Raw genomic sequence first — 23,685 nt, 5'->3', positions numbered from 1 at the left:
TGATGAAAAAATCTACGCAAGTTGTTCAAGGAGTTCATTTTTTGGATGAAACGGCACATGCCATTGCTACCCCAATTTACTTGACAACTACTTTTGAGCGGGATTCGGATGGGACTTATCCAAAAGGTCACATGTATTCTCGAAACTCAAATCCCAATCGTGATTTGTTTGAAAAAAACATGGCTCTGCTTGAAAATGGGGCAGGGGCTCTTGCCTTTTCTTCAGGATTAGCTGCTGTAAATGCCATATTTCAATGCCTAAAAAAGGGAGATCATTTATTGATGCCCCAAGTTGGTTATTATGCCTCCTATAAATTAGCTGAGGAGATTTTAGGTCCTTGGGGATTAGAGGTTTCCCAGGTAGATATGACCGATTTACATGCAGTGGAAAAAGCTATTCAGCCCAATACGAAATTAATTTGGTTGGAAACTCCTGCCAATCCCATGTTGGAAATTCATGACATTGAAACTATTTCAAAATTAGCCCATAGTAAAGGAATCAAGGTTGCTGTGGATAATACAATTGCAACTCCTTATTATCAAAATCCATTGGACCTAGGAGCTGATTTTGTTATGCACGCCAGTACCAAATACATTGGAGGGCATTCAGATGTATTGAGTGGTGCGGTGGTTTACAAAAAGGAGGATGAATGGTCGGCGCGCATGCAGCGTGTTCAAATTTTGATGGGAGCAACTCCCAATCCAATGGATTGTTATTTGTTGTGCCGTGGTTTAAAAACCTTAGCAGTTCGAATGAAACAACATAGTAGCAATGCCTTGGAATTAGCTAAATATTTGGAAACTCATCCATTAGTTGAAAAAGTATATTATCCAGGTTTAGCAAGTCATCCTCAGTATGATTTAGCCAAAAAGCAAATGCCAAATGGCCAATCTGGTATGGTTTCTGTATGTTTCAAATTATCAGAATCCGAAACACATCAATTGGCTTCAAAGTTTACTATTTTCAAACAAGCAACTTCTTTAGGTGGAGTGGAAAGTTTGGTGGAGCATCGCAAATCTATCGAAGGTCCTCAAAGCACTACTCCAGGTAATTTGTTGCGTTTTTCAATTGGATTGGAGGATTTGGAGGATTTGAAGCAGGAGTTTTGGGGTTTAAGAATATAGGAATTGAAGAATTGAGGAATATAAGAATTGAGGAATATAAGAATATAAGAATATAGGAATATGGGAATATAGGAATATAAGAATTGAGGAATATAGGAAAATAAGAATTGAGGAATATAGGAATATAAGTTTTCTGTTAAATATTTCAGGTTATCAGTTTTTATGTCAATTTACACCCTTTATTAAATTAATTTTAGGAATGTATATAAAATCATTTCAAGAATTAATCGTTTGGGAAAGAGCTAAGGAACTTAGTGTTTTAACCTATCCTATTTCCAAAAAAATCAATGAGTATTCTTATCGGGATCAATTAAACCGGGCGGTGCTTTCAATTTCAAATAATATTGCAGAAGGATTTGGCAGAAGATCAAAAAAAGAATTTAACAGATTCCTAAATATCTCCCTTGGATCAACTTATGAGGTTAATTCTATGTTATTAATTTTTAAAGATCTAAAATTAATTTCAGAAGAATCTGCAATACAAGCACTTGAACTAGTTAAAAATATTATTGCCCTTTTGATAGGGCTTATTTCCAAAATTATTATTTAAATCTTATATTCCCATATTCCTATATTCCTATATTCTTATATTCCTCAATTCCTCAATTCTTATTTTCCTATATTCCTCAATTCTTATATTCCTCAATTCCTATATTCTAAGAATAAAAAAAGCCGCTATTCGCGGCTAATTTTTTATAAGAATTGATTCACATTCCCAGCATTCAAATCTTCGAATGCTTCTTTCAATCGAGCAACGAAGGTTTCTTCGCCTTTTCTCAACCAAACACGTGGATCGTAGTATTTCTTGTTTGGAGCATCGTCACCAGTTGGGTTACCGATTTGTCCTTGTAAGTAATCTCCTTTTTCTTTGTAGAAGTTTAAGATACCTTCCCAGAACGCCCACTGTAAGTCAGTGTCGATGTTCATTTTGATAGCACCGTAGGAGATTGCCTCACGGATTTCTTCACGAGAAGAACCTGAACCACCGTGGAATACAAAGTTGATAGGCTTTTCAGCTGACAAACCGTATTTCGCTTTGATGTGCTCTTGAGAGTTTCTCAAAATTTTCGGCTCTAATTTAACGTTTCCTGGCTTGTACACACCGTGTACGTTTCCAAATGCCGCAGCAATTGTGAAACGATGAGAGATTTTGCTTAATACTTCATATGCATAAGCAACCTCTTCTGGTTGTGTATATAATTTTGATGAATCTACGTCTGAATTATCAACACCATCTTCCTCACCACCAGTAACACCTAATTCAATTTCAAGCGTCATACCCATTTTAGCCATACGCTCTAAATACTTTGCACAGATTTCAAGGTTTTCCTCTAATGGCTCCTCAGAAAGGTCAATCATGTGAGAAGAGAACAATGGCTTACCAGTTTCTGCAAAGAATTTTTCACCTGCGTCTAACAAACCGTCTAACCAAGGCAATAATTTCTTTGCACAGTGGTCAGTGTGTAAAATAACTTGAACACCATAAACTGCTGCTAATTGATGTACGTGATGTGCACCAGAGATAGCTCCTGCAATCGATGCTTCTTGATTTCCATTTGGAAGAGATTTTCCAGCGTAAAACTGAGCACCTCCGTTTGAGAACTGAATGATAACTGGAGAATTGATAGCTTTTGCAGCCTCTAAAACACCATTAACAGTATCAGTACCTGTAACGTTAACTGCTGGTAAAGCAAATTGATGCTTTTTCGCAATTTCAAACAATTCTTGCACGGCATCTCCGTGTAAAACTCCTTTTTGGTTTGCTAAACTTGACATAATGAAATATTATCTTGGTATTAAACTAAATGAGATAGAAAACGAAAGCCTCCGTTTGGAGGCTTTCATTTTTGTATTATAAACCTTTTGCTTTTTTCACTACTTCTTCAGCAATATTTTGCGGAACGAATTCGTAGTGAGAGAAAGTTAAGGAAGCTGTTGCACGACCTGACGACATAGTACGTAAGTCAGTCACGTATCCGAATAATTCAGATAAAGGTACATCAGCCTTTAAGATTACAGCTCCTTGGCGAGAGTCCATACCTTTCATGATACCACGACGACGGTTTAAGTCACCTGTGATAGGTCCAGTATACTCATCAGGAGTAACGATATCAACAGCCATGATTGGCTCCATCAATTTAGCACCTGCTTGTTTCGCTGCTTCTTTGTAACCCATTCTTGCTGCCAATTCGAAAGATAGTGAATCTGAATCGACATCATGGAAGGATCCGTGGAACAAACGAACTTTCATTGAATCCATTGGGTATCCAGCCAAAGCACCTGTTTTCATTGCTTCTTCGAAACCTTTTTGGATTGCAGGGATAAATTCTCTTGGAATTACACCACCTACGATATTGTTTACGAACTCTAAGCCAGATTTCTCATCTTCTCTTGGTCCGATTTCAAATACGATATCAGCAAATTTACCACGACCACCCGACTGTTTCTTGTAAACCTCACGGTGTTCAGTAGTTTTTGTTAAAGCCTCTTTGTATGCTACTTGAGGAGCACCTTGGTTAACTTCAACTTTGAACTCACGACGCATACGGTCGATAATGATTTCTAAGTGAAGCTCACCCATACCTTTGATGATAGTTTGTCCTGTTTCTTCGTTAGACTCTACCTGTAAAGTTGGATCCTCTTCGATCAATTTAGTGATTGCTTTTGAGAAGTTGTCAGCATCAGCTGTTTTCTTAGGCTCAATTGCGTAACCGATTACTGGCTCTGGGAATTCCATTGCCTCTAATACGATTGGGTTTTTCTCATCAGAAAGAGTATCTCCTGTCTTGATGTCTTTGAAACCTACTACCGCACCAATATCACCAGCACCTAAGCGCTCAATTGAATTTTGTTTGTTAGCGTGCATTTGGAAGATACGAGAAATACGCTCCTTATTTCCAGAACGGTTGTTCAAGATGTAAGAACCTGCATCCAATCCACCTGAATACGCACGGATGAAACACAAACGACCAACATATGGGTCAGTTGCAATTTTAAATGCTAATGCAGAGAACGGACCATCTTCAGTTGGCTTTCTTTCGATTTCAGCACCCGTGTTTGGATCTGTTCCTTTGATACTTTCTTTGTCTAATGGAGATGGTAAAATCGCCATTACGTAATCCAACATTGTTTGAACTCCTTTGTTTTTGAAAGAAGAACCACATAACATTGGAACGATTTTCATTGAAATTGTAGCTTGACGTAATGCAGCTAAGATTTCGTCTTCAGTAATTGAAGTTGGATCTTCGAAGTATTTTTCCATCAAAGACTCATCAAATTCAGCTACTGCTTCTAATAATTTTTCACGGTATTCAGTTGCCTCATCCAACATATCATCTGGAATTGGAACCTCAGTGAAAGTCATACCTTTATCATGCTCATTCCACTTGATACCACGGAAGTTAACTAAGTCAACTACTCCTTCAAATTTATCTTCAGCACCAATTGGCAATTGCAAAGGTACTGCGTAGCTTCCTAACATTTCTTTTACCTGACGGCAAACGTTTAAGAAGTCTGCACCTGAACGGTCCATTTTGTTAACGAAACCAATTCTTGGTACGTTGTAGTTGTTAGCCAAACGCCAGTTAGTTTCTGACTGTGGCTCAACACCATCTACTGCTGAGAATAAGAATACCAAACCATCCAATACACGAAGAGAACGGTTTACTTCCACTGTAAAGTCAACGTGACCCGGAGTGTCAATGATGTTTACGTGATAAGGTTGGTTACGGTAGTTCCAAGAAACCGTAGTTGCAGCAGATGTGATAGTGATACCACGCTCTTGCTCTTGCTCCATCCAGTCCATTGTTGCTGCACCATCGTGAACCTCACCAATTTTGTGGCTAACACCTGCATAATACAGGATACGTTCTGTGGTGGTTGTTTTACCCGCATCAATGTGGGCTGCAATACCAATGTTTCTGGTAAATTTTAGGTCGCGTGCCATTTTTTAAATGTTGATTATAAGAATTCTTTTGTTTATGCTTTAATTATCAAGTCCTTGGACAATTAAAAAATTAATTTTCGTTTAAGGACCTACTTTAGGGGTGCAAAATTACTGAATCTTAATTAAATACAAAAATTTTTTCGCAATGTTTACATTCATTTTACAATTGATTTATCCGAAACAATGCTGTGCTTGCCAACAGACCTTGCTTTTACCCCAAGAATTTATTTGTCTCGACTGTCAATATGCCCTGCCGAGATATGATTTTCGTGCCGAAAAATCCAATTATTTGCTAGAAAAGTTTGATGGAGAATTACCAATTTCCTCATTTTTTACCTATGCTTGGTTTTCGGCAGGTGGACATATGCAGCACATCATGCACCAAATAAAATACAAGGGGAATGTAAAATTAGCTCAAAAAATGGGTGTTCTTCTTGGAAAAGCTTATGCTGATGAATGGTCGAATTTAGGCATAAACGGTATTGTTCCTATACCCCTGCACCCAAAAAGATTCAAGGCCAGAGGCTATAATCAAGCCGCTGAAATAGCCAAAGGGGTGTCAAATTACCTAAATGTTCCACTTTTAGAGCATGCCTTAATTCGAACCAAACACGGGGAATCACTAGTATCTCAAAATCGACAAAGTAGATTTGAACAATTGAACAATTGTTTTGAATTAGGCTCTGAAAATGTAATGGGTAAAAGAATTGTCCTCTTGGATGATACCTTAACTACGGGTGCAACCTGTATTGCAGCAGGGAAAGAATTGTGGAAGGGAGGGATTCTAGATCTTTCTTTAGCAAGTTTAGCGGTGGTACGTTGAGACGGCCACCGCTAAATTTTATTTCAATCTGCCCGCAGAAATCATAGCACAACGGAAACCGATTGTTGAAGTTGAAGAATCTTCATCAATGAATCTTCTAGTTCCTGGTGCCAACCAATAGGCAACGTCTGCCCAAGAACCTCCTTTGTAAACTCTCGATTTGTTGTCAATTAGAGAGTTGTTGTTCTTTTTATCGTATAAATTAGATTTGTCTAAATAATCATTTCTACGAATCGGATTTAAATCGTTGAAATCTTGAAAAGATAAGGGACGATACAAGTCGTATACCCACTCATTCACATTACCAGCCATTTGATACAATCCGAAATCGTTAGGAGCATAACTGTAAACCTCTGTAGTAATGATAGCGCCGTCGTTCGATTTACCTGCAACACCGGCATAATCTCCACGTCCTCTTTTGAAGTTGGCTAACATTTTACCTTTGGTTTTTTTGCCAAATTGGTCACGCATGTAAGGGCCATCCCATGGATAAATACGTTGGTTACTTTGGTTTTCATCTTCCTGAATTGTTCCGATAAGTGCTTTTGCCGCATATTCCCATTCTGCCTCTGTTGGAAGTCGATAAGAAGGTAATACTTTTCCAGATTCAATAGTTGGTTTGGATTGAGCAACTGTACGCTGAGTTGCTGCTGCGGCAGCTTTTGCTTGTGCTTTTTTGCCTTTAGGAGCTTTGCCTTCGGCAACTTGGTTGTATCCACCTGCCAATTGTTTATTTACGGCAGCTGTTCTCCATTTGCAATAATCATTGGCTTGTTTCCAAGAAACACCCACTACAGGATACATTCTAAATCCTGGGAAACGTAAATATTGTTCAACATAAGGGTCATTGAAAGCTAAATCATTTCTCCAAACTGTTGTGTCTGGTAAGGCCGACTCGTAAAATTCTTGGGTAGAATCCTTTTGAACTGCATATAAATATTCCAACCAATGAATATTAGCAATTTCTGTTTCATCCATGTAGAATGATTGAACAGATACAGTTCTTTCAATATTATCATGAGTGCCCAAAACATCCTCTTCTACAGTACCCATGGTAAATCGTCCTCCCTCAATAAATACCAGGTTGGGGCCAGTGGTTTGTCCTGAAAATTTCTTTTCTACCTGAAAACCACCTTTTTGATTGTAGGCAATTCCGGTTGCAGTTGAAGCAGAACCAATATTTACACTAGATGTTTTACCTGAACCAAAACCAAGTGCACTACCTAATTTATCTTTTTTACAAGATGAAAATCCGATTAATCCCACAAAAACCAACGCCACTAATTTAATCTTATTCATTATTTTTTTCGTTTTCTACAGAATAATAAAAGCAAAGGTAAAAAAAATCAAATATCACTCAAAACTAAGAGGCTATATCTATCAAAATACTTTCTAAATCCTTTATGGAACTAATTTTGTCAACCTGCAAAATCAAATTACCTGCTTTTTCTCGCAATTGACAAAGTCCTTTTTTGTTTTGTACAAATTGAACAATCTTACCTACCAATTGAACATTTTGTGCCTCGGAGTTAACGAAATATAATTTCAAATTATTGTTTTTCAATAGAATTTTTTCAATTCCAAGCTGTTGCGCTTTCCATCTACATTTGACCAATTCCACCATATCTTCAACTTCCACAGGTAATTTGCCAAATCTGTCTTCTAATTCTTTGATGAATGTTTGCAATTTATCTTCTTCCTCAATTTCATCTAATTGGGTGTAAATTGAAAGTCGCTCTGATATACTTTGCACATAAGTTTCTGGAATTAAAACACGTAAATCGGTCTCAATTGAACAATCAATCTTTAGATTTTCAGCAACTTGTTGCAAATCGTGCTCAAATAAGGCTCTAAATTCTTTTTCTTTCAATTCTTGAACAGCCTCATCCAATATTTTATGATACATTTCATAACCTAAATCGTTGATAAAGCCACTTTGTTCTGCACCTAATAAATTACCAGCACCTCTAATATCTAAATCGCGCATGGCTACTTTGATACCATCTCCTAAATCAGAAAATTCCTCTAAGGCGCTCAACCTTTTGCGGGCATCTGAAGTTAAAGTGGATAAGGAAGGTACCGCCAAATAGCAATAGGCTTTCTTGTTGCTTCTTCCCACACGTCCACGCATTTGATGTAGATCCGAAAGTCCAAAATGATTGGCGTTAATAATATAAATGGTGTTGGCATTCGGGATGTCAAGTCCCGATTCGATAATATTTGTAGCAACGAGCACATCATAATGCCCTTCAATGAAGCTCATCATGATTTTTTCTAATTTATCGCCTTCCATTTGTCCGTGAGCAACTGCTACTTTTGCATCTGGAACTAATTTCAAAATTCTATTGGCCGTACTATCTAATTCATTAATTCGGTTATGCACCACAAAAACCTGTCCTCCTCTGTTTACTTCATTTCGAACTCCATCACGTAAAATCTCGTCACTTAAAACTACCATTTTCGTATCAACTGGCTGACGATTAGGTGGAGGAGTGGCAATTACCGACAAATCTCTTGCTCCCATCAAGGAGAAGTGAAGCGTTCTTGGAATTGGAGTGGCTGTCAAGGTCAATACATCCACATCCACACGCATTTCTTTTAGCTTGTCTTTTACTTTTACCCCGAATTTTTGCTCTTCATCAATGATCATCAAGCCTAAATTTTTAAACTTAACGTCTTTATTGACCAAGCGATGGGTTCCAATTAATATATCTGTTTCACCTGAGGCCACTCGGTCAAGAGTTGCCTTAATATCTTTTGTAGACCGAAAACGGTTAACATATTCTACTTTACAAGGAAAGGCCGCCAATCGGTCGTGAAAAGTTCTAAAGTGTTGCATGGCCAAAACAGTTGTCGGCACCAAAATGGCCACTTGTTTAGAATCAGCAACCGCTTTAAATGCCGCCCGAATGGCAACTTCTGTTTTTCCGAAACCCACATCGCCACAGACTAATCGGTCCATTGGGTGCGGCTTTTCCATATCGGCCTTAACTTCTGCCGTAGCCTTTGCCTGATCTGGGGTATCCTCATATAAAAAGGAAGATTCTAATTCAGCTTGTAAATAAGTGTCTGGAGAAAAGGCAAATCCTGGCGCAGCTTTTCTTTTGGCATACAGAGAAATAAGTTCTTTGGCAATATCTTTGACCTGCTTCTTGACTTTAGATTTTTTGTTTTCCCATTCCGGCGAACCCAATTTCGACATTGTAGGGGCATTTCCATCTTTGCCCGAATACTTGGAAACTTTATGTAAAGAGTGTATTGAAACGGACAATAAATCATCATCGCGGTAGATCAAACGCAAGACTTCTTGTTCTCCATTGGGAGTTTGCACTAGGGTAAGTCCTGCGAAACGACCAATTCCATAATCTACGTGGGTAACATAATCTCCCACTTGCAAATTGCGAAGTTCCTTTAAGGTTAAGGCTTTATTTTTTGAAAATTTGTTACGCTCTTTATAGCGGTGATAGCGTTCAAAAATCTGGTGGTCGGGATAAAAAGCAATTTTAGTTTGCTGGTCAATAAAACCCTCTCGCAAGGAAATTTGGATAGGTTTAAATTGAATGGCTGAATTGATTTCATTAAAAATTACTTCCAAGCGCTCTAGTTGTCGCGGCGATTCGGAAGAAATAATATTGGTAAAACCTTTGGTCTGATTGTCTAAAAGTGCGTCTGCAAGTCTTTGAAAATCCTTTTGAAACGATCCTGGATTTGTTGATGTATAAAAAATGGTTGTTGCATTTTTTTGGACAAATCGTTTTCCTATTTCAATCAAAGAAAATTTATTTATTTCTTTGGAAAAGTCTTTTTTTGTTTCCCATCGCTCTTCCGGTTTTGAGATAATTTGAATGTTTCCACTTTTGATAGAAATTTGTTCAAAGTCTATTGTTACTTTTTCAAAATTTGTTTCAATTGCTTCTTCCAAAGCAGCTAAGTCTTTGATCCAAATGGTAGTTTTTTCTGGTAAAAAATGAAAAAAACTTTCTCGGGTTTCCTGAATTAATTTCGTTTGAACATCTGGAATCAGGTGCATGGCTGAAACCGAGGCAATGGAAAGTTGAGTTTCTGGATTAAATGTTCGAATACTTTCAACCTCATCTCCAAAGAAATCTATTCGATAGGGGAATTCCGCAGCGTAGGAAAAGACATCTACGATGCCTCCACGAACCGAATATTGTCCAGCTTCATATACAAAATCAGTTCGCTCAAAGTCGTATTCATTGAGTGTTTCTGCAATGAAAGTTGGATCAATTTTATCTTTAACACGTATAGAAAGCGTGTTTTTAACTAAAGATTTTTTGTTGATTACCTTCTCGGTGAGCGATTCCGGATAGCAGATAATAAAAAGCTTTTGTCCAGAATAATTTCCTAAAAGATTTAAGGTTTCTGCTCTAAGTAACACATTTGCATTGTCTACCTCTTCCCATTCATAGGGTTTTTTGGCAGAGCTTGGAAATATAGCTACCGATTGATCGCCTACCAGGCTTTGTAGGTCATTTTGCAAATAATAGGCCTCCTCTTTGTCTTCACAAATGACCAAATGTAGGCCAGTTTCAGACGCAATACTGCTCATTAAAACCGCATCCATGGCGCCAGAAATGCCTTTTAGAGCAAAATTGCTACCTGTAGCTGCCGCATTGATTTGGGAAGCTATGTTCTGAATAAACGGGTCGTTTTTATAGAGTTGTAGAAAATCCTTTACGATCATCCTTGGTCTGAAATTATGCAAATGAGTTTGCAAAGGTAGGAAATTTTGTATCTTTGTGCATCCACAAAAAGGGGTGCCTTAAAATTAAGGCTGAGATTATACCCATAGAACCTGATGCAGGTAATGCTGCCGAAGGGATTTTGTAGAGATTTTAGCGCTGAAATCTCAAAAAAATCGAAAATATGAAGGGTGTTATGTTAAATTCAAACAGGATTTGACTCCTTTACCTGTTGTTAAAATTTCAATTAAATGAAAAAATTAACGACAATCGTTTTTGTTACAAGTTTGTTAAGCTTGATTTTTGCGCCAATTTGGGCACAAAATGTAACTGGCCTTGTTGAGGGCCAAATTGTTGAAAAAGATTCCCAAACACCTTTATGGGGAGCAACAATTGTAATTGAAGGTACCCAAAAAGGTACTGTTTCGGATGCTAAAGGGCATTTTTATTTGAAAAATGTTCCTGTTAATGCTGTTTTATCGGTTTCGTATGTGGGTTATTCTACCCAAAAAATTGTTTCCAACAATTCTAAAAAAATTGAATTAGCGAAAAACAATTTCTTAAATGATGAGGTAATCGTTCAAGGCACTCGAGCGAATAGCTCTTCTGCAATGGCTTATACCAATGTAGGCGCAGAGGAATTGAGAAAAAGTAATTTGGGACAAGATATGCCTATTTTACTGCAATTCACACCCTCTATTGTAACTACTTCTGATGCGGGTGCCGGAGTTGGTTACACAGGAATTCGTATTCGTGGTTCTGATGCCTCTCGTGTCAATGTGACCATCAATGGAATTCCGGTGAACGATTCTGAATCCCAAGGAACCTACTGGGTGAACATGCCCGATTTTTCTTCCTCAGTAGCATCGGTTCAAATTCAAAGAGGGGTTGGAACAAGTACGCATGGGGCTGGAGCCTTTGGGGGTTCGGTCAATATGCAGACCAATGAATTTGAAAAAGATGCTTACGCGGAGGCAAATGCATCTGGAGGTTCGTTCAATACGCTAAAAACTACTTTGAAATTTGGTTCAGGCTTGATGAAAGGCAAGTTTACCATAGATGGTCGTTTGTCTCGAATAACTTCGGATGGTTATTTAGACAGAGCTTTTTCAAATCTTCGTTCTTTATACCTTTCGAGTGCCTATTTCGGCAAAAAATCCATGCTTCGTTTGAACTTTTTTACGGGAAAGGAAAAGACCTTTCAGTCCTGGTACGGAACTCCAGAAAGTAGAGTAAACAACGATGTCGAAGGAATGAATGCCTATATCGATCGTAATTGGTTGAGCGAGGAGGATGCGAAAAATTTGTTAAACAGTGGTAGAACTTACAATTATTATTTGTACCCAAATCAGACCGATAATTATGCGCAGGATCATTACCAATTGTTGAGTCAGCATACATTAAACGCAAATTGGAACCTGAATTTTAACTTGCATTATACGTATGGCAGAGGATATTATGAGGAATTTAAGCCCTATGATGCTTTGTCGAAATACGATTTAAAACCATTTTCACAAGCAGGGGAAGTGGTGACAGATGCAAATATTATTCGTCAAAAATGGCTCGATAACGATTTTTATGGGAGCACTTTTGCTTTGAATTATGAAGGACAAAAAGGTTTGAAATTCACATTTGGTGGAGGCTGGAATAAATATATTGGCCGACACCATGGCGATGTGGTTGGTGGAGATATCCCCGCTGAATACATCGGTAAGCGCTATTACGAAAGTCGTTCGCAAAAAACCGATTTAAACTTGTATTCCAAGGCAACCATTGCCATCAATGATTATTTGGAAGGAATGGTCGATTTGCAATACAGAACGGTGGGGTATGTGATGGCTGGTATTGCCGACAAACGTCAGGATATTTCCCAAACTAACACTTACTCTTTTTTTAATCCCAAATTTGGATTGACGCATAAAACGGGAGATAATAGTTCGGCGTACGTATCGTATTCGGTAGGAAGCAAGGAGCCGGGCCGACAAGATTTTGTAGATAATCCGAACAAGAAACCGAATCCAGAGTTTTTGAGAGATTTAGAACTTGGATTCATTCAAAAAGGAACAAAGGTTTCCTACCAATTGAATGGATATTTCATGGATTACAAAGACCAGTTAGTTTTGACCGGAAAATTGAATTCAGTAGGAGAGCCGATTCGTCAGAATGTAACTTCTTCTTATCGTTTAGGAATAGAAGGAAACCTTACTTGGAAATTGTCTAAACAAGTAATTTGGCAAGGAAATTTGACCTTGAGTCAGAATAAAATCGCTGATTTCGTAGAATATATTACCGATTATGATTCGGGAGAGGAAAAATCCATTGCTAGAGGAAAAACCGATATTTCTTATTCTCCATCCACGATAGCGGGCAGTAATTTGACTCTTAATTTGGGGAATTTAGAAACTTCGTTTTTAACCAAATTTGTTGGCAAACAGTATTTAGATAATTCTGGATTGGAAGGAAGAACGATTCAGTCGTATTTAACTCAAGACATTCGTTTTAGCTTACCCGTTCAAACCAAATGGACAAAAAAATTAGCGTTTACCTTGTTGTTGAACAATGTTGCGAATACGATGTATAGCTCCAATGGCTATACCTACAGTTACATTTATGAAGGAAAAACGATTACTGAAAACTTTTACTACCCACAAGCAGGATTTAATTTCTTAGTGGGCACATCACTCCGTTTTTAATGTATATTTAGGTTGTTACCCATCCACGCTCGGCTTTGTCGGGCGTGGATTTTTTGTTGCATACACTCAGCTCTGCTGGGAGTAACCTCACGCTCAGCTCTGCTGAGTGTGGACTATCAGAAAAACTTGTAGTTTTGATTTATCGAAAACAAGTTCGATTCATATTCCGCACTCAGCGGAGCTGAGCGCGCGAAATTATCAATTAATTGATTCAATTTCAATTAAGTTTTTACGTTTTCAAGAGAAAACATTATGTCAGAATTTAGAAAAACCCACGAAGGCTACTTATATTTCATCACTTTGACAGTTTCAGGTTGGGTAGATGTTTTCTCAAGACGTGAATATGCCGAAATCATAATTGAAAATTTAAAATATTGTCAAGTAAATAAGGGATTAGAAATTTATGCTTATGTAATCATGACAAATCATTTACATTTGATTGTTTCCAGAGATAAAGGAAAAATAGGGGATTGGGTTAGAGATTTTAAATCATTTACTTCTAAAGAATTAACGAGATTAATTAAAAAAAATCCTCAAGAATCAAGAAAAGATTGGATACAAATGGTTTTTAAGTTTAATGCCAAATTGAGAAATAAGGAATTTGGTTTTAGTTTTTGGCAAGATGGTTTTTATCCAGTATGCTTGGATTCAAATGCTAAAATTGATCAAAAATTAGATTATATACACATTAATCCTGTCAAAGCAGGCTTTGTTTCAAATTCGGAAGATTGGCGATTAAGTAGTGCGCATATTGAAAGTCCAATCAAAGTTTTGGAGTTTTAAGGTTTTTGCACGTTTAGCACCGCTGGGAGTAACCTCATGCTCAAGCTCTGCCAAACTCACGCTCAGCTCTGCTGAGTGTGGACTATCAGCAAAATTTTTAGTTTTGATTTATCGAAAACAAGTTCTATTCATATTCCGCACTCAGCGGAGCTGAGCGCGAGGTTTTTGATATTTCGAAAACAAGTTCGATTCATATTCCGCACTCAGCAGAGCTGAGCGCGAGTTTTACTTCACCAAATCCCAGCTAAGCCCCCATTTAGCCAAACGATAACGGATCGACCACCAAATAACCCCTAATCCATAAATAGAACTTCTTTTGAAATTGATCGACGAGGCTTCTTCGAAATATTTGGTTGGACAAGTGACCTCACCAATTTCAAAATCCTTCCAGAAAATTTGAAGGACCATTTGGTTGTCGAAAATGAAATCGTCGTCACATTTTTCAAAGTTTACCGCTTGTAAAACTTCTTTGGTGAAACCACGGTAACCGGTGTGGTATTCAGATAATTTTTGACCAATCAGAATATTTTGAAACAAGGTCAAAATTCGATTGGCAATGTATTTGTAGATTGGCATTCCACCTTTCAAGGCTCCTTTTCCTAAAATTCTGGAAGCAAAAACTACCGGGTAAAGTCCGTTTCCCATAATAGAGATCATGGCTTTCAATAGGAGCGGAGTGTATTGGTAATCTGGATGTACCATAATTACAATATCCCCATCCAATTCCAAGGCTTTTTTGTAACAGGTTTTTTGATTGCCGCCATAACCTTTGTTTTTATCATGACGAATGACATGTTGGATACCCACTTGTTTGGCTACTTCAACGGTATTGTCTGGACTATGGTCATCTACCAAAATAACATCATCCACCCAATCGTGTGGAATTTCGTTGTATGTTTTTTCTAATGTGAGTGCCGCCTTGTAAGCTGGCATTACTACGATAACCTTTTTGCCGTTATACATAAATGTTCGCTGAAAATTTCCGAAATTTGTGGACTATTTTTCAAAATTACGTATTTATGAGCGAAACTTTGTTTTTTACCTTATTTTCTATCGGAGTTATTTTAGTGATGTTGGTCGATTTAGGGTTCTTCAAAAAAGGTCCAGAACAAGAGGTAACATTCAAAGAAGCTGGATTTTGGTCAGCTGCTTGGGTAAGTTTAGCCATTTTATTTTATTTCTTTTTGAAATATTTTGGGGGCATGGTTCATGGAATTTCTGACTTGGCAAGTCTTTCAGAAATTCAACAATTATATGCTAAACACCTAAATTTAGATGCTACTAATTACGCAAAATCATTAACCGTTTTTCAGGATAATCTCTCTTTAGAGTTTATTACTGGCTATTTAGTGGAATATTCTTTATCGGCCGATAATGTATTTGTCTTCATCCTTATTTTTAATTCTTTCGGAGTTCAAAAAAGATATTATAAGAAAATTTTGGTTTGGGGAATTTTAGGGGCGGTCATTTTACGATTAATTTTTATTTTCCTGGGTGCGGCCCTTTTGCAAAAATTCGACTGGATTATTTACGTATTTGGTGCATTTTTGGTGTATACGGGTGTTAAGATTTTGTTTAGTCACGAAGAAGAAAAAGAGATTAAACCTTCGGAACATCCTATAGTAAAATTATTATCTAGGTTCTTTAATGTCTTTCACCGCAATGTAACCGGTCGATTTTTTATTCGAATGAAAAAGACAGGTAAGGTGTTTATTACGCCTTTGTTTGTAATTGTGGTGGTGATTGCCTTTACCGATATTTTATTTGCGGTAGATTCCATTCCTGCTATTTTTTCAATTTCAAAAGACCCTAACATTGTCTTTTTTTCCAACGTTTTTGCTGTAATGGGCTTACGTTCCTTATTCTTTTTCCTTTCTAGTTTGATGGGACTATTCAGATTCCTTCCAATGGGATTGGGCGTTTTATTGTCTTTTGTAGGGGTGAAAATGCTAGCACACCATTATTTAGAACAATGGGGGTTTGGCACCATGCATTCCTTAGGAGTAATTATTGGAATATTAGTAGTAAGTATTGGATTGAGTATGACCTTTCCGGAGAAGAAATAAGGTTTAATTAGTTAAACTCAAAGCAATCATAGGTTTCAAGATTTGATTTTTAAATTCAGGTTGTTTGTAGTTATTAAACAATGAATTACTTGAAAACCATTGTCCATTTTTTGAATTAATTGTCTTGTAATATCCTTTACTTTTATTTTGTTTATAGGAATAAAAGCCCATTCCGATATATTGACCTCTATATTTATTGAAATCTAAATTAAAGTTCTTTTTAGTATAGTCTATTTTAGAAATATCAATGGTTTGAAAGTCGAGCCATTCTACAGCAATAAAGCAACCAGAAGAAGGTATTTGTGGTTGATTTCCTGAAATTGAAAAGGTATTCCAGCCCGTTTTAGCTGCATGAACCACCATATTTATTTGATAAAATTCTTCGTCCACAGGCATGTCATTTTGTAATTTAAAAAATCGAATTCGAAAGGGGGTATTTGAGTCCCCCCCTCGATGTATATAAACCATGACAGCTTCAATCTTTTTGAATGCGAATTGAGTTGAATCAAAACTTAATCCTATCATAAATTGGTTATTTGGAATTCCACCAATTGATCCTTTAGCTTTTGTTTTTTCAGTTCTAAATGTCTTGGTATTTGTTGAATTTACTTGAATTTCTGGAAGTTCAATAATGTTTGGAATAAGCTTTATTGTATCAAAATTAGCAATTTTATTGATTATTACTTGTTTAGTTTGATATCCAACACAGCTAATATTTATTGTGTCATTTATTTCTTTTCTTTTTGAAGAAATTATAAATGTACCATTTTCATTTACTGTAAAAACGCTATTTTGTTTTTTGAAATATAAATTCGCATAGGAGATAGGTTTGTTTGTTTCAGCATCTAAAATATTTATTAATTGATCCTGTCCTAACAAACCATTTGGTATAGAAAATAATAATACCCCCAAAATACTTAAAAAGCTAAATCGAATTCTAATTACCTTCATTTTTCAAAACTTATGGATTGACATTTTCGGGACATGGTATAGGATCACAGCTCTGCCATTCATTAAATTTAATTCCTATATAATATTGAGCATGAGTTCTTATAGCACAACAAGATTTACCATCTGGAAGAGTGTTTGCTATGTGACCATTTGAAGCTTGCCAAGCGCAGCCAGTGCTTTCTCCCCAAAATTTCCATTCTGGAGTTTCACAACTTCTATCTAATGGTAAATCGTATCCAAGCGTTTTTAAAACTGGAATTAAAATGCAAAAACTTAACAAAGCGGTTGCCAAAATTTTAGTGGTTTTTTTCATTGTGGTTATATTTTTTGAAATCCATACTCTTTTTAGGTTTTTCTGGTAACACCTTTTTTAATATCTAATTGCAAATGTAGTTAATACATCAAATATTTAAATATTCATTTTAAAATTATCAGTATACTTATAATTCTAAATCTCCCATTCCTTCGCCATTTTACGATACTGAAGAGGCGGAACCTTCATCCATTCTTTGAATTGTTTGTTGAAATGTGAAAGGTTGCCAAATCCACTTTCAAAACAAATTTCTACCATGGTTTTGGAGGTTTTTCGAAGCATTTGGCAAGCATGTTTGATGCGGAACTCAATGACCAATTCAACAAATGTTTTGCCCGTAGTCTTTTTGAAATAGCGACAAAAAGCCGTTTCGGTCATATTTGCCAAATGGGCAACCTCATCTAAATGTACTTCTTGGGTGTAATTGGCAATGACATAGGCATACACTTTATTGATGCGCTCCAAATCGGTAATGGATAAATCAAATCCTTTGGTACTTGGGTCAATCGGGTGTAAATCTGAAGTAGCCTGACTTAAATTTTGGAGGATGTTTAAAAAGGAAATTAATCGTTGAAAGGGAGGAAGGTCTTTTAGAACCAACATTTCTCGCGCAATTTTATCTTGTGTGATTCCAATAATAGAAAAGCCTGATTTTGCTCGCTCCATCAAGTTTTTAATTCCTTGGAATTCCTGTTTATGTAGAAAATCCCCTCCTAAAAATTCTTTTGGAAATTGAATTACAATTGCTTGGCTTGCATTTTCGCTTGTTTCCTCCAAAAGATTCTCTCGATTGTTTTGCCAACAATGTGGTACGTTTTCTCCTAAAAGAACTAAATCGCCAGGTCCAAAATCAGAAATTTGATTTCCTACAAATCGCTTTCCTTCTCCAGAAACTATTAGGGTTAACTCCAATTCCGGATGGAAGTGGTAGAGCCCATCAAAGCGATTTTGAGCAATTTCTTTCAAAAAAAAGGTTTGATTCGAGTCTGTTGGAAGATGTTCTAAAGAAGCTTTCATTTTGCTTTAACTGACCAAAAATGTTAATTATTTTGTATTTAAGGGTAAAATTGCATTATTTTTTGCAAAAATAGTAGTGGAAACAAGAAAAATTTACGATCAAATTTGTTAAAAAAAACAATGATACTTTCAGAAGCTTTTCCTTTATCAAACGATAAAATCTCTTATTTTCAAGAAAATGGACATGTTTATGTTCCAGGAATCTTGACAGATACCGAATTGGAACCCTATCGTTTTGCGATAAAAAAGAGTTCCATTGATTTTCAGAAAAATCAAAAACCAATTGAAGAAAGAGATACGTATGGCAAGGCTTTTTTGCAAATGATGAATCTTTGGGAACAGGATGAGGAAGTTAAAAAATTCACCTTTGCCAAACGATTTGCAGGTATTGCGGCAAAATTATTGGGTGTTGATAAAGTACGCCTATATCATGACCAAGCCCTGTTTAAAGAGCCAGGAGGAGGACATACCCCTTGGCACCAAGACCAATATTATTGGCCATTGGATACCGATAAAACCATAACAATGTGGATGCCTCTAGTTGATATAGACGAACAAATGGGGATGCTAACTTTTGCCTCAAAAACACAGCATGAGCAACTGCCCTTGATGGAGATATCTGATGCTTCGGAAGAAATGATTTCAAATTATGTCAAGGAAAAAGGCTTTGAAATTGTCAATCAACAAACCATGAAAGCCGGTGATGCTACTTTTCACCAAGGCTGGACTTTACACAATGCTCCTGGAAACAATTCCAATAAAATGCGAGAGGTGATGACCATCATTTACTTTGCAGATGGCGCACATGTGACCGAACCCAAAAATAAACACCAAGAGGCGGATAGGGTGAGGTGGCTTAATGGACAATTGCCAGGAGAGCGAGTTATGAATTATGAGTTATGAGTTATGTGCTTTTCAATTCATAACTCATAACTCATAATTCATAATTATTTCAGCCTCGCTGAAAAATACCCAATCGCCATATTCCACGCTTCTTCTGTAGCAGCTTTATCGAAATTTGGATTGGAAGGATTCGCAAAGGCGTGTTCTGCGTCGAAGATTTTGGTTTTTACTTGCTTACCAGCTTTTTTCATGTTCTCTTCAAATTCTGCAACCACTTTTGGAGAAATGAATTGCTCGCGACCTGCGAAAAGTCCCAAAACATCCGTATTCAATAACTTCAATTGCTCCACATCTTTTACTGGCATTCCGTAATACATCACACAAGCAACTGCTTGTTTACCGGCTAAAATAGATGCTTTCAAAGATAAAGCCCCTCCAAAGCACCAACCCACGGTAGCAATTTTTGCTTTTGGACCTACGTAATCAATGGCACCTTTGATAATAGATTCTAATCTGGCAGGATTTGCCCCTGACATATATTTTCCTGCATCTTCACGAGTAGTAGCCACTTTCCCATCGTACATATCAATTGCCAAAACGTTGACATTCCCTAAGGTGCTGTAAAAATGTTCAGCCTCTCGTTTGATGTGGTCGTTTAGTCCCCACCATTCTTGGAATACAAATAAGGTGATATCAGATTTTTTTGCCGCTTCAATATAAAAGCCATTCGCTTTTTGACCATCAGGCGTAGAAAATTCAATCATTTTGCCACCTGCTTTGGAAACGTGATGGTATTCTTTTGGAATTGCGTGAGTCTTTTGAAATTTTTTATTGGAAGCCAATAATTGCATTTCATCTTTTTTGAGAAAACAACAAGATTGGGCCTTTGAACCTAATGAAACCAATAGTACAAGGCATAGAGTGAAAATTTTTGACATTTTGAGATAGTTTTATGCTGAAATTTATTGAAAATTTCTGAATTACATTAACTTTGTTAGCTAAATTTAAATCTATTCCTATGAAATCATTGTTATTCGGTAAAGTCCGAGGTTTGATGTTTTTATGTCTATCAGCCTTCATGGTATTTACCTCCTTCGCCCAGGAAAAAAATGTTCTTAAGGGTAAAAAAGTATTAATTTTTTCGGCAACAAAGTCTTTCCGTCATGCTTCCATTGGAGCTGGAACTAAAGCTTTATTGCAATTGGCAGCTGAAAAAGGGTTTCAAGCTGATACAACAGAAAATTCTGCCAATTTCAACGAGAAAAATTTAAAACAATATCGAGTAGTTATTTTCTTGAATACTACTGGTAATGTCTTGAATGATGCACAACAAAATGCATTTGAGCGTTATATTCAAGCAGGTGGTGCCTATATGGGTATTCATGCTGCAACGGATACAGAGCACGATTGGCCTTGGTATACTAAGTTGTCAGGTGGTGAATTTATGTCGCACCCAGGTCGTCCAAATGTTCAAATGGGTACCTTCCATACTACTGAAAACAAGCACGTTTCTACGGCACATATGCCTCCAAGCTTTGAGCACAGAGATGAGTTTTACGATTACAAAAACTTCAATACAGATGTAAAAGTTTTGGTAACTGTAGATGAAAAATCTTATAAAGATGGCAAAATGGGCGATTTTCACCCGATGTCTTGGTATCATGAATATGATGGTGGTCGTTCTTTTTACATGAACTGGGGACACACAGACGAGTCTTTTACAGAGCCTTTGGTTTATCAGCACATGTGGGCTGGATTGAATTGGGCAGCAGGTGGTGCTGAAATCAATTTCAACAAAAAATTACGTACAGGGGTTTTACCAGAAGATAATCGTTTTACAAAAACGGTTTTAGATCAAAACTTAAATGAACCTACAGAATTAACGGTTCTTCCTAGCGGAAAAGTGTTGTACACTGAGCGCAGAGGGAATATGAAAGTGTATGATCCAAAGAAAAATAAGGTAAAAATTGTTGCAAAATTTGATGTGTATTCAAAATCAGAATATGGTTTAATGGGTATTAACAAAGACCCTAATTATGCACAAAACAAGTTCATATATGTGTATTATTCTCCACAAGCGGGTTTGCCAGATACAGCGCAACACCTTTCTCGGTTTGTGTATGATGAGTTAAAAGATACCTTAGACTGGGCTTCTGAAAAGGTTTTATTACGTGTTCCCGTAAAACGTGATGGAAAATGTTGCCATACAGGTGGTTCAATTGCTTGGGATAAGCAAGGTAACTTGTATTTATCAACAGGTGATGATGTGAACCCACATGAGTCGAATGGCTATGGTCCAATGGATGAAAGAAAAGGTCGTGCGGGATGGGATGCTCGTGCTTCAAGTTCGAACACAAACGATTACAGAGGAAAAATTTTGAGAATTAAACCACAGGCAGATGGAACTTATACCATTCCTGAGGGTAATTTATTCCCGCCAAAATATCCAATGACAAAACCTGAAATTTATGTAATGGGTAATAGAAATCCATACAGAATTTCGGTTGACCAAAGAACTGGATTTTTGTATTGGGGAGAGGTAGGTCCAGATGCGGGAGAAAATTCTCCAAAATATGGTCCACGTGGACATGATGAAGTTAACCAAGCTCGTGAAGCAGGTTATTTCGGATGGCCATTATTTGTAGGAGACAATAAACCATACAACCAAAGAAAATTTGGAAATGATAGTACATGGGCTACATTTAACCCATTGGCACCTATTAATACTTCTCCACATAATACAGGTTTAGGCCATTTACCAAAAGCACAAAAAGCATTTATTTATTATCCGTATGCAGATTCTCCAGAGTTCGGGGCAACAATTGGCAAAGGTAGTAGAAATGCGATGGCGGGTCCGGTTTATTACAGCGGAGATTATCCAGCTGACGCAAAAGGTAAATTCCCTTCATTCTATGATGGTAAATTGTTTGCATACGATTGGGCACGTGATTTAGTTTATACAGTTTCTATGAAGCAAAATGGCGATTTCTTGCAAATGGATCGCTTCTTACCAAACATTAAGTTCAATCACCCAATGGATATGGAGTTTGATCATAATGGGGTGATGTATGGATTAGAGTATGGTCCCAACTGGTTCTCTCAAAACGAAGAAGCAACGTTATATAAAATAGAATATAACCCTGGCAACAGAATTCCAAAAGTAGTAGCAGTTTCAGATAAAAAAGCTGGTGCCGTACCATTGAAAGTTAAATTTTCTTCAGAAGGAACAGTTGATTATGATGGAGACAAATTAACCTATTTATGGAATTTCGGAAATGGAAGTACAAGTGCTGCTGCAAATCCAACTGTAACTTTTGCTAAACCAGGTAAATTTAATGTTACTTTAACTGTGAAAGATGCTAAAGGGAACTCAAAGAAAGAATCCCTAATAGTTACAGCTGGTAATGAAATTCCAAAAGTTAGTGTGGAGGTTGAAGGAAATAAATCTTTTTATTGGAATGACAAACCTGTTAAATACAGTGTAAAAGTTGAAGATAAAGAAGATGGTACCTTAGAAAACAAGAAAGTTTCTGAGGAGGACGTGTTGTTGAGTATTGATTATTTACAAGGATTTGACAAAAACATGATTGCTTTAGGACATCAAAGCAATACAAGCTTCTCTAACGGATTACGTTTGATAGATCAATCAGATTGCAAGACTTGTCATGCAAAGGATAAAAAATCAATTGGACCATCTTACAAAGATATTTCTAAGAAATACCGTGCAGGAAGTACCATTATTTCTCAATTAGCTGCAAAAATAGTTTCTGGTGGTGGAGGCGTTTGGGGAGAACAAGCAATGGCTGCTCACCCTCAAATTTCTAATTCAGATGCAAGAGAAATGGTACAATACATTCTTTCTTTAGGTGATGCGAGAAAAGCATCTAAGCCATTGAAAGGGGAATATGTTCCAAAAGATAATGGAAAGCCAGGTACATACATTTTCACCGCAAGTTATACCGACAAAGGAAATGGTAAAATTGCACCAGTATTAGGTCAGGGAACGGTTACTTTACGCAGTTCAACTATTCCTGCAGCTTCTGCAGATCAATTGATCAAGGTAATGAAAATGAAGATGGATAATGTGGGTGAATTGGTAATTGGTTCGGAAGACAAGAGTACTGCTGTTTACAAAGGTATCGATTTGACTGGCATCAAGGAAATAAAAGGAAGTGCATTTGTAATGGAAGGCGCAACTGTTGGTGGACGATTAGAAGTTCACTTAGGTTCGGCTGAAGGCCAATTAGTAGGCACAGCTGAAGTGAAAAAAGCAGGAGTGTTTAGTATGCCAGTGAATGCAACTGAAGGCTTAAAAGACCTATATTTTGTTTTTAGAAATGAAAACGCAGGAGGAAAGCCATTGTTTGCAATAACAGAATTAACATTCCAATAAACACAAAAATCCCCGGGAAACCGGGGATTT

The 23,685-nt window shown here is 37.0% G+C and carries 17 protein-coding genes and 1 riboswitch; of the genes, 8 read left to right on the top strand and 9 right to left on the bottom strand.

Annotation, left to right across the window (positions count from 1 at the left end; genetic code table 11):
* Window positions 1–2 precede the first annotated feature (2 nt).
* Both EOJ36_RS11550 and EOJ36_RS11545 read left to right on the top strand, forming a co-directional pair.
* Window positions 3–1,124 carry a trans-sulfuration enzyme family protein gene (locus EOJ36_RS11550; protein ID WP_127805545.1) on the top strand — a complete coding sequence of 374 codons (1,122 nt, stop codon included), beginning with the start codon at window positions 3–5 and terminating at the stop codon, window positions 1,122–1,124.
* Between the two features lie 199 nt (window positions 1,125–1,323).
* Window positions 1,324–1,674 carry a four helix bundle protein gene (locus tag EOJ36_RS11545; protein WP_127805543.1) on the top strand — a complete coding sequence of 117 codons (351 nt, stop codon included), beginning with the start codon at window positions 1,324–1,326 and terminating at the stop codon, window positions 1,672–1,674.
* Window positions 1,675–1,817: 143 nt separating this feature from the next.
* Here EOJ36_RS11545 and fbaA read toward each other — a convergent pair whose 3' ends face one another.
* Entirely contained in the window at window positions 1,818–2,900 is a 1,083-nt protein-coding gene (gene fbaA, locus EOJ36_RS11540; RefSeq protein ID WP_127805541.1) for a class II fructose-bisphosphate aldolase, read from the bottom strand.
* A 76-nt stretch (window positions 2,901–2,976) separates the two neighbouring features.
* Window positions 2,977–5,070 carry an elongation factor G gene (gene fusA, locus EOJ36_RS11535; RefSeq protein ID WP_127805539.1) on the bottom strand — a complete coding sequence of 698 codons (2,094 nt, stop codon included), beginning with the start codon at window positions 5,068–5,070 and terminating at the stop codon, window positions 2,977–2,979.
* A 145-nt stretch (window positions 5,071–5,215) separates the two neighbouring features.
* Here fusA and EOJ36_RS11530 point away from each other — a divergent pair, with 145 nt between their 5' ends.
* Complete coding sequence (locus EOJ36_RS11530) at window positions 5,216–5,893, top strand: ComF family protein (protein ID WP_127805537.1); 678 nt, start codon at window positions 5,216–5,218, stop codon at window positions 5,891–5,893.
* An 18-nt stretch (window positions 5,894–5,911) separates the two neighbouring features.
* On the opposite strand, the gene gldJ is transcribed toward EOJ36_RS11530, so the two are convergent.
* Both gldJ and mfd read right to left on the bottom strand, forming a co-directional pair.
* A complete protein-coding gene (gldJ, locus tag EOJ36_RS11525) occupies window positions 5,912–7,192 on the bottom strand; it encodes a gliding motility lipoprotein GldJ (protein ID WP_127805535.1) in 1,281 nt (426 codons plus the stop codon).
* A 64-nt stretch (window positions 7,193–7,256) separates the two neighbouring features.
* Window positions 7,257–10,598, bottom strand: coding sequence for a transcription-repair coupling factor (gene mfd / locus EOJ36_RS11520; RefSeq protein WP_127805533.1), 3,342 nt, complete (start codon window positions 10,596–10,598; stop codon window positions 7,257–7,259).
* A gap of 59 nt (window positions 10,599–10,657) precedes the next feature.
* A riboswitch (TPP riboswitch) is annotated at window positions 10,658–10,753 on the top strand.
* Window positions 10,754–10,847: 94 nt separating this feature from the next.
* Between mfd and EOJ36_RS11515 the strand changes: the two genes are divergently transcribed.
* Window positions 10,848–13,289 carry a TonB-dependent receptor gene (locus EOJ36_RS11515; RefSeq protein ID WP_127805531.1) on the top strand — a complete coding sequence of 814 codons (2,442 nt, stop codon included), beginning with the start codon at window positions 10,848–10,850 and terminating at the stop codon, window positions 13,287–13,289.
* Between the two features lie 252 nt (window positions 13,290–13,541).
* On the top strand, window positions 13,542–14,072 hold the full coding sequence (locus EOJ36_RS11510; protein ID WP_127805529.1) for an REP-associated tyrosine transposase: 531 nt from the start codon (window positions 13,542–13,544) through the stop codon (window positions 14,070–14,072).
* A 225-nt stretch (window positions 14,073–14,297) separates the two neighbouring features.
* Here EOJ36_RS11510 and EOJ36_RS11505 read toward each other — a convergent pair whose 3' ends face one another.
* A complete protein-coding gene (locus EOJ36_RS11505) occupies window positions 14,298–15,035 on the bottom strand; it encodes a glycosyltransferase family 2 protein (RefSeq protein ID WP_127805527.1) in 738 nt (245 codons plus the stop codon).
* 56 nt (window positions 15,036–15,091) lie between these two features.
* Between EOJ36_RS11505 and EOJ36_RS11500 the strand changes: the two genes are divergently transcribed.
* Window positions 15,092–16,138 carry a TerC/Alx family metal homeostasis membrane protein gene (locus EOJ36_RS11500; RefSeq protein ID WP_238944485.1) on the top strand — a complete coding sequence of 349 codons (1,047 nt, stop codon included), beginning with the start codon at window positions 15,092–15,094 and terminating at the stop codon, window positions 16,136–16,138.
* Window positions 16,139–16,141: 3 nt separating this feature from the next.
* Here EOJ36_RS11500 and EOJ36_RS11495 read toward each other — a convergent pair whose 3' ends face one another.
* The 3 genes from EOJ36_RS11495 to EOJ36_RS11485 all read right to left on the bottom strand — a co-directional run bounded on the left by EOJ36_RS11495 (window position 16,142) and on the right by EOJ36_RS11485 (window position 18,419).
* On the bottom strand, window positions 16,142–17,089 hold the full coding sequence (locus EOJ36_RS11495; protein WP_127805523.1) for a carboxypeptidase-like regulatory domain-containing protein: 948 nt from the start codon (window positions 17,087–17,089) through the stop codon (window positions 16,142–16,144).
* Window positions 17,090–17,099: 10 nt separating this feature from the next.
* The gene (locus EOJ36_RS11490; protein ID WP_127805521.1) at window positions 17,100–17,402 is read right to left on the bottom strand and encodes a hypothetical protein; all 303 of its coding nucleotides are present in this window, start codon (window positions 17,400–17,402) and stop codon (window positions 17,100–17,102) included.
* A gap of 135 nt (window positions 17,403–17,537) precedes the next feature.
* Window positions 17,538–18,419, bottom strand: a complete 882-nt coding sequence (locus EOJ36_RS11485; protein WP_127805519.1) for an AraC family transcriptional regulator — start codon at window positions 18,417–18,419, stop codon at window positions 17,538–17,540.
* 120 nt (window positions 18,420–18,539) lie between these two features.
* On the opposite strand from EOJ36_RS11485, the gene EOJ36_RS11480 reads away from it, so the two are divergent.
* Entirely contained in the window at window positions 18,540–19,322 is a 783-nt protein-coding gene (locus EOJ36_RS11480) for a phytanoyl-CoA dioxygenase family protein (RefSeq protein ID WP_127805517.1), read from the top strand.
* A gap of 44 nt (window positions 19,323–19,366) precedes the next feature.
* On the opposite strand, the gene EOJ36_RS11475 is transcribed toward EOJ36_RS11480, so the two are convergent.
* Window positions 19,367–20,200 carry a dienelactone hydrolase family protein gene (locus tag EOJ36_RS11475; protein ID WP_127805515.1) on the bottom strand — a complete coding sequence of 278 codons (834 nt, stop codon included), beginning with the start codon at window positions 20,198–20,200 and terminating at the stop codon, window positions 19,367–19,369.
* Between the two features lie 80 nt (window positions 20,201–20,280).
* Between EOJ36_RS11475 and EOJ36_RS11470 the strand changes: the two genes are divergently transcribed.
* The gene (locus EOJ36_RS11470; RefSeq protein ID WP_238944484.1) at window positions 20,281–23,655 is read left to right on the top strand and encodes a ThuA domain-containing protein; all 3,375 of its coding nucleotides are present in this window, start codon (window positions 20,281–20,283) and stop codon (window positions 23,653–23,655) included.
* Window positions 23,656–23,685: the final 30 nt, after the last annotated feature.

Source organism: Sandaracinomonas limnophila (genome assembly GCF_004005965.1).
Lineage (GTDB): Bacteria > Bacteroidota > Bacteroidia > Cytophagales > Spirosomataceae > Sandaracinomonas > Sandaracinomonas limnophila.
The sequence above is the reverse complement of the archived record's forward strand: the minus strand, read 5'-3'. Positions and strand labels throughout refer to the sequence as shown.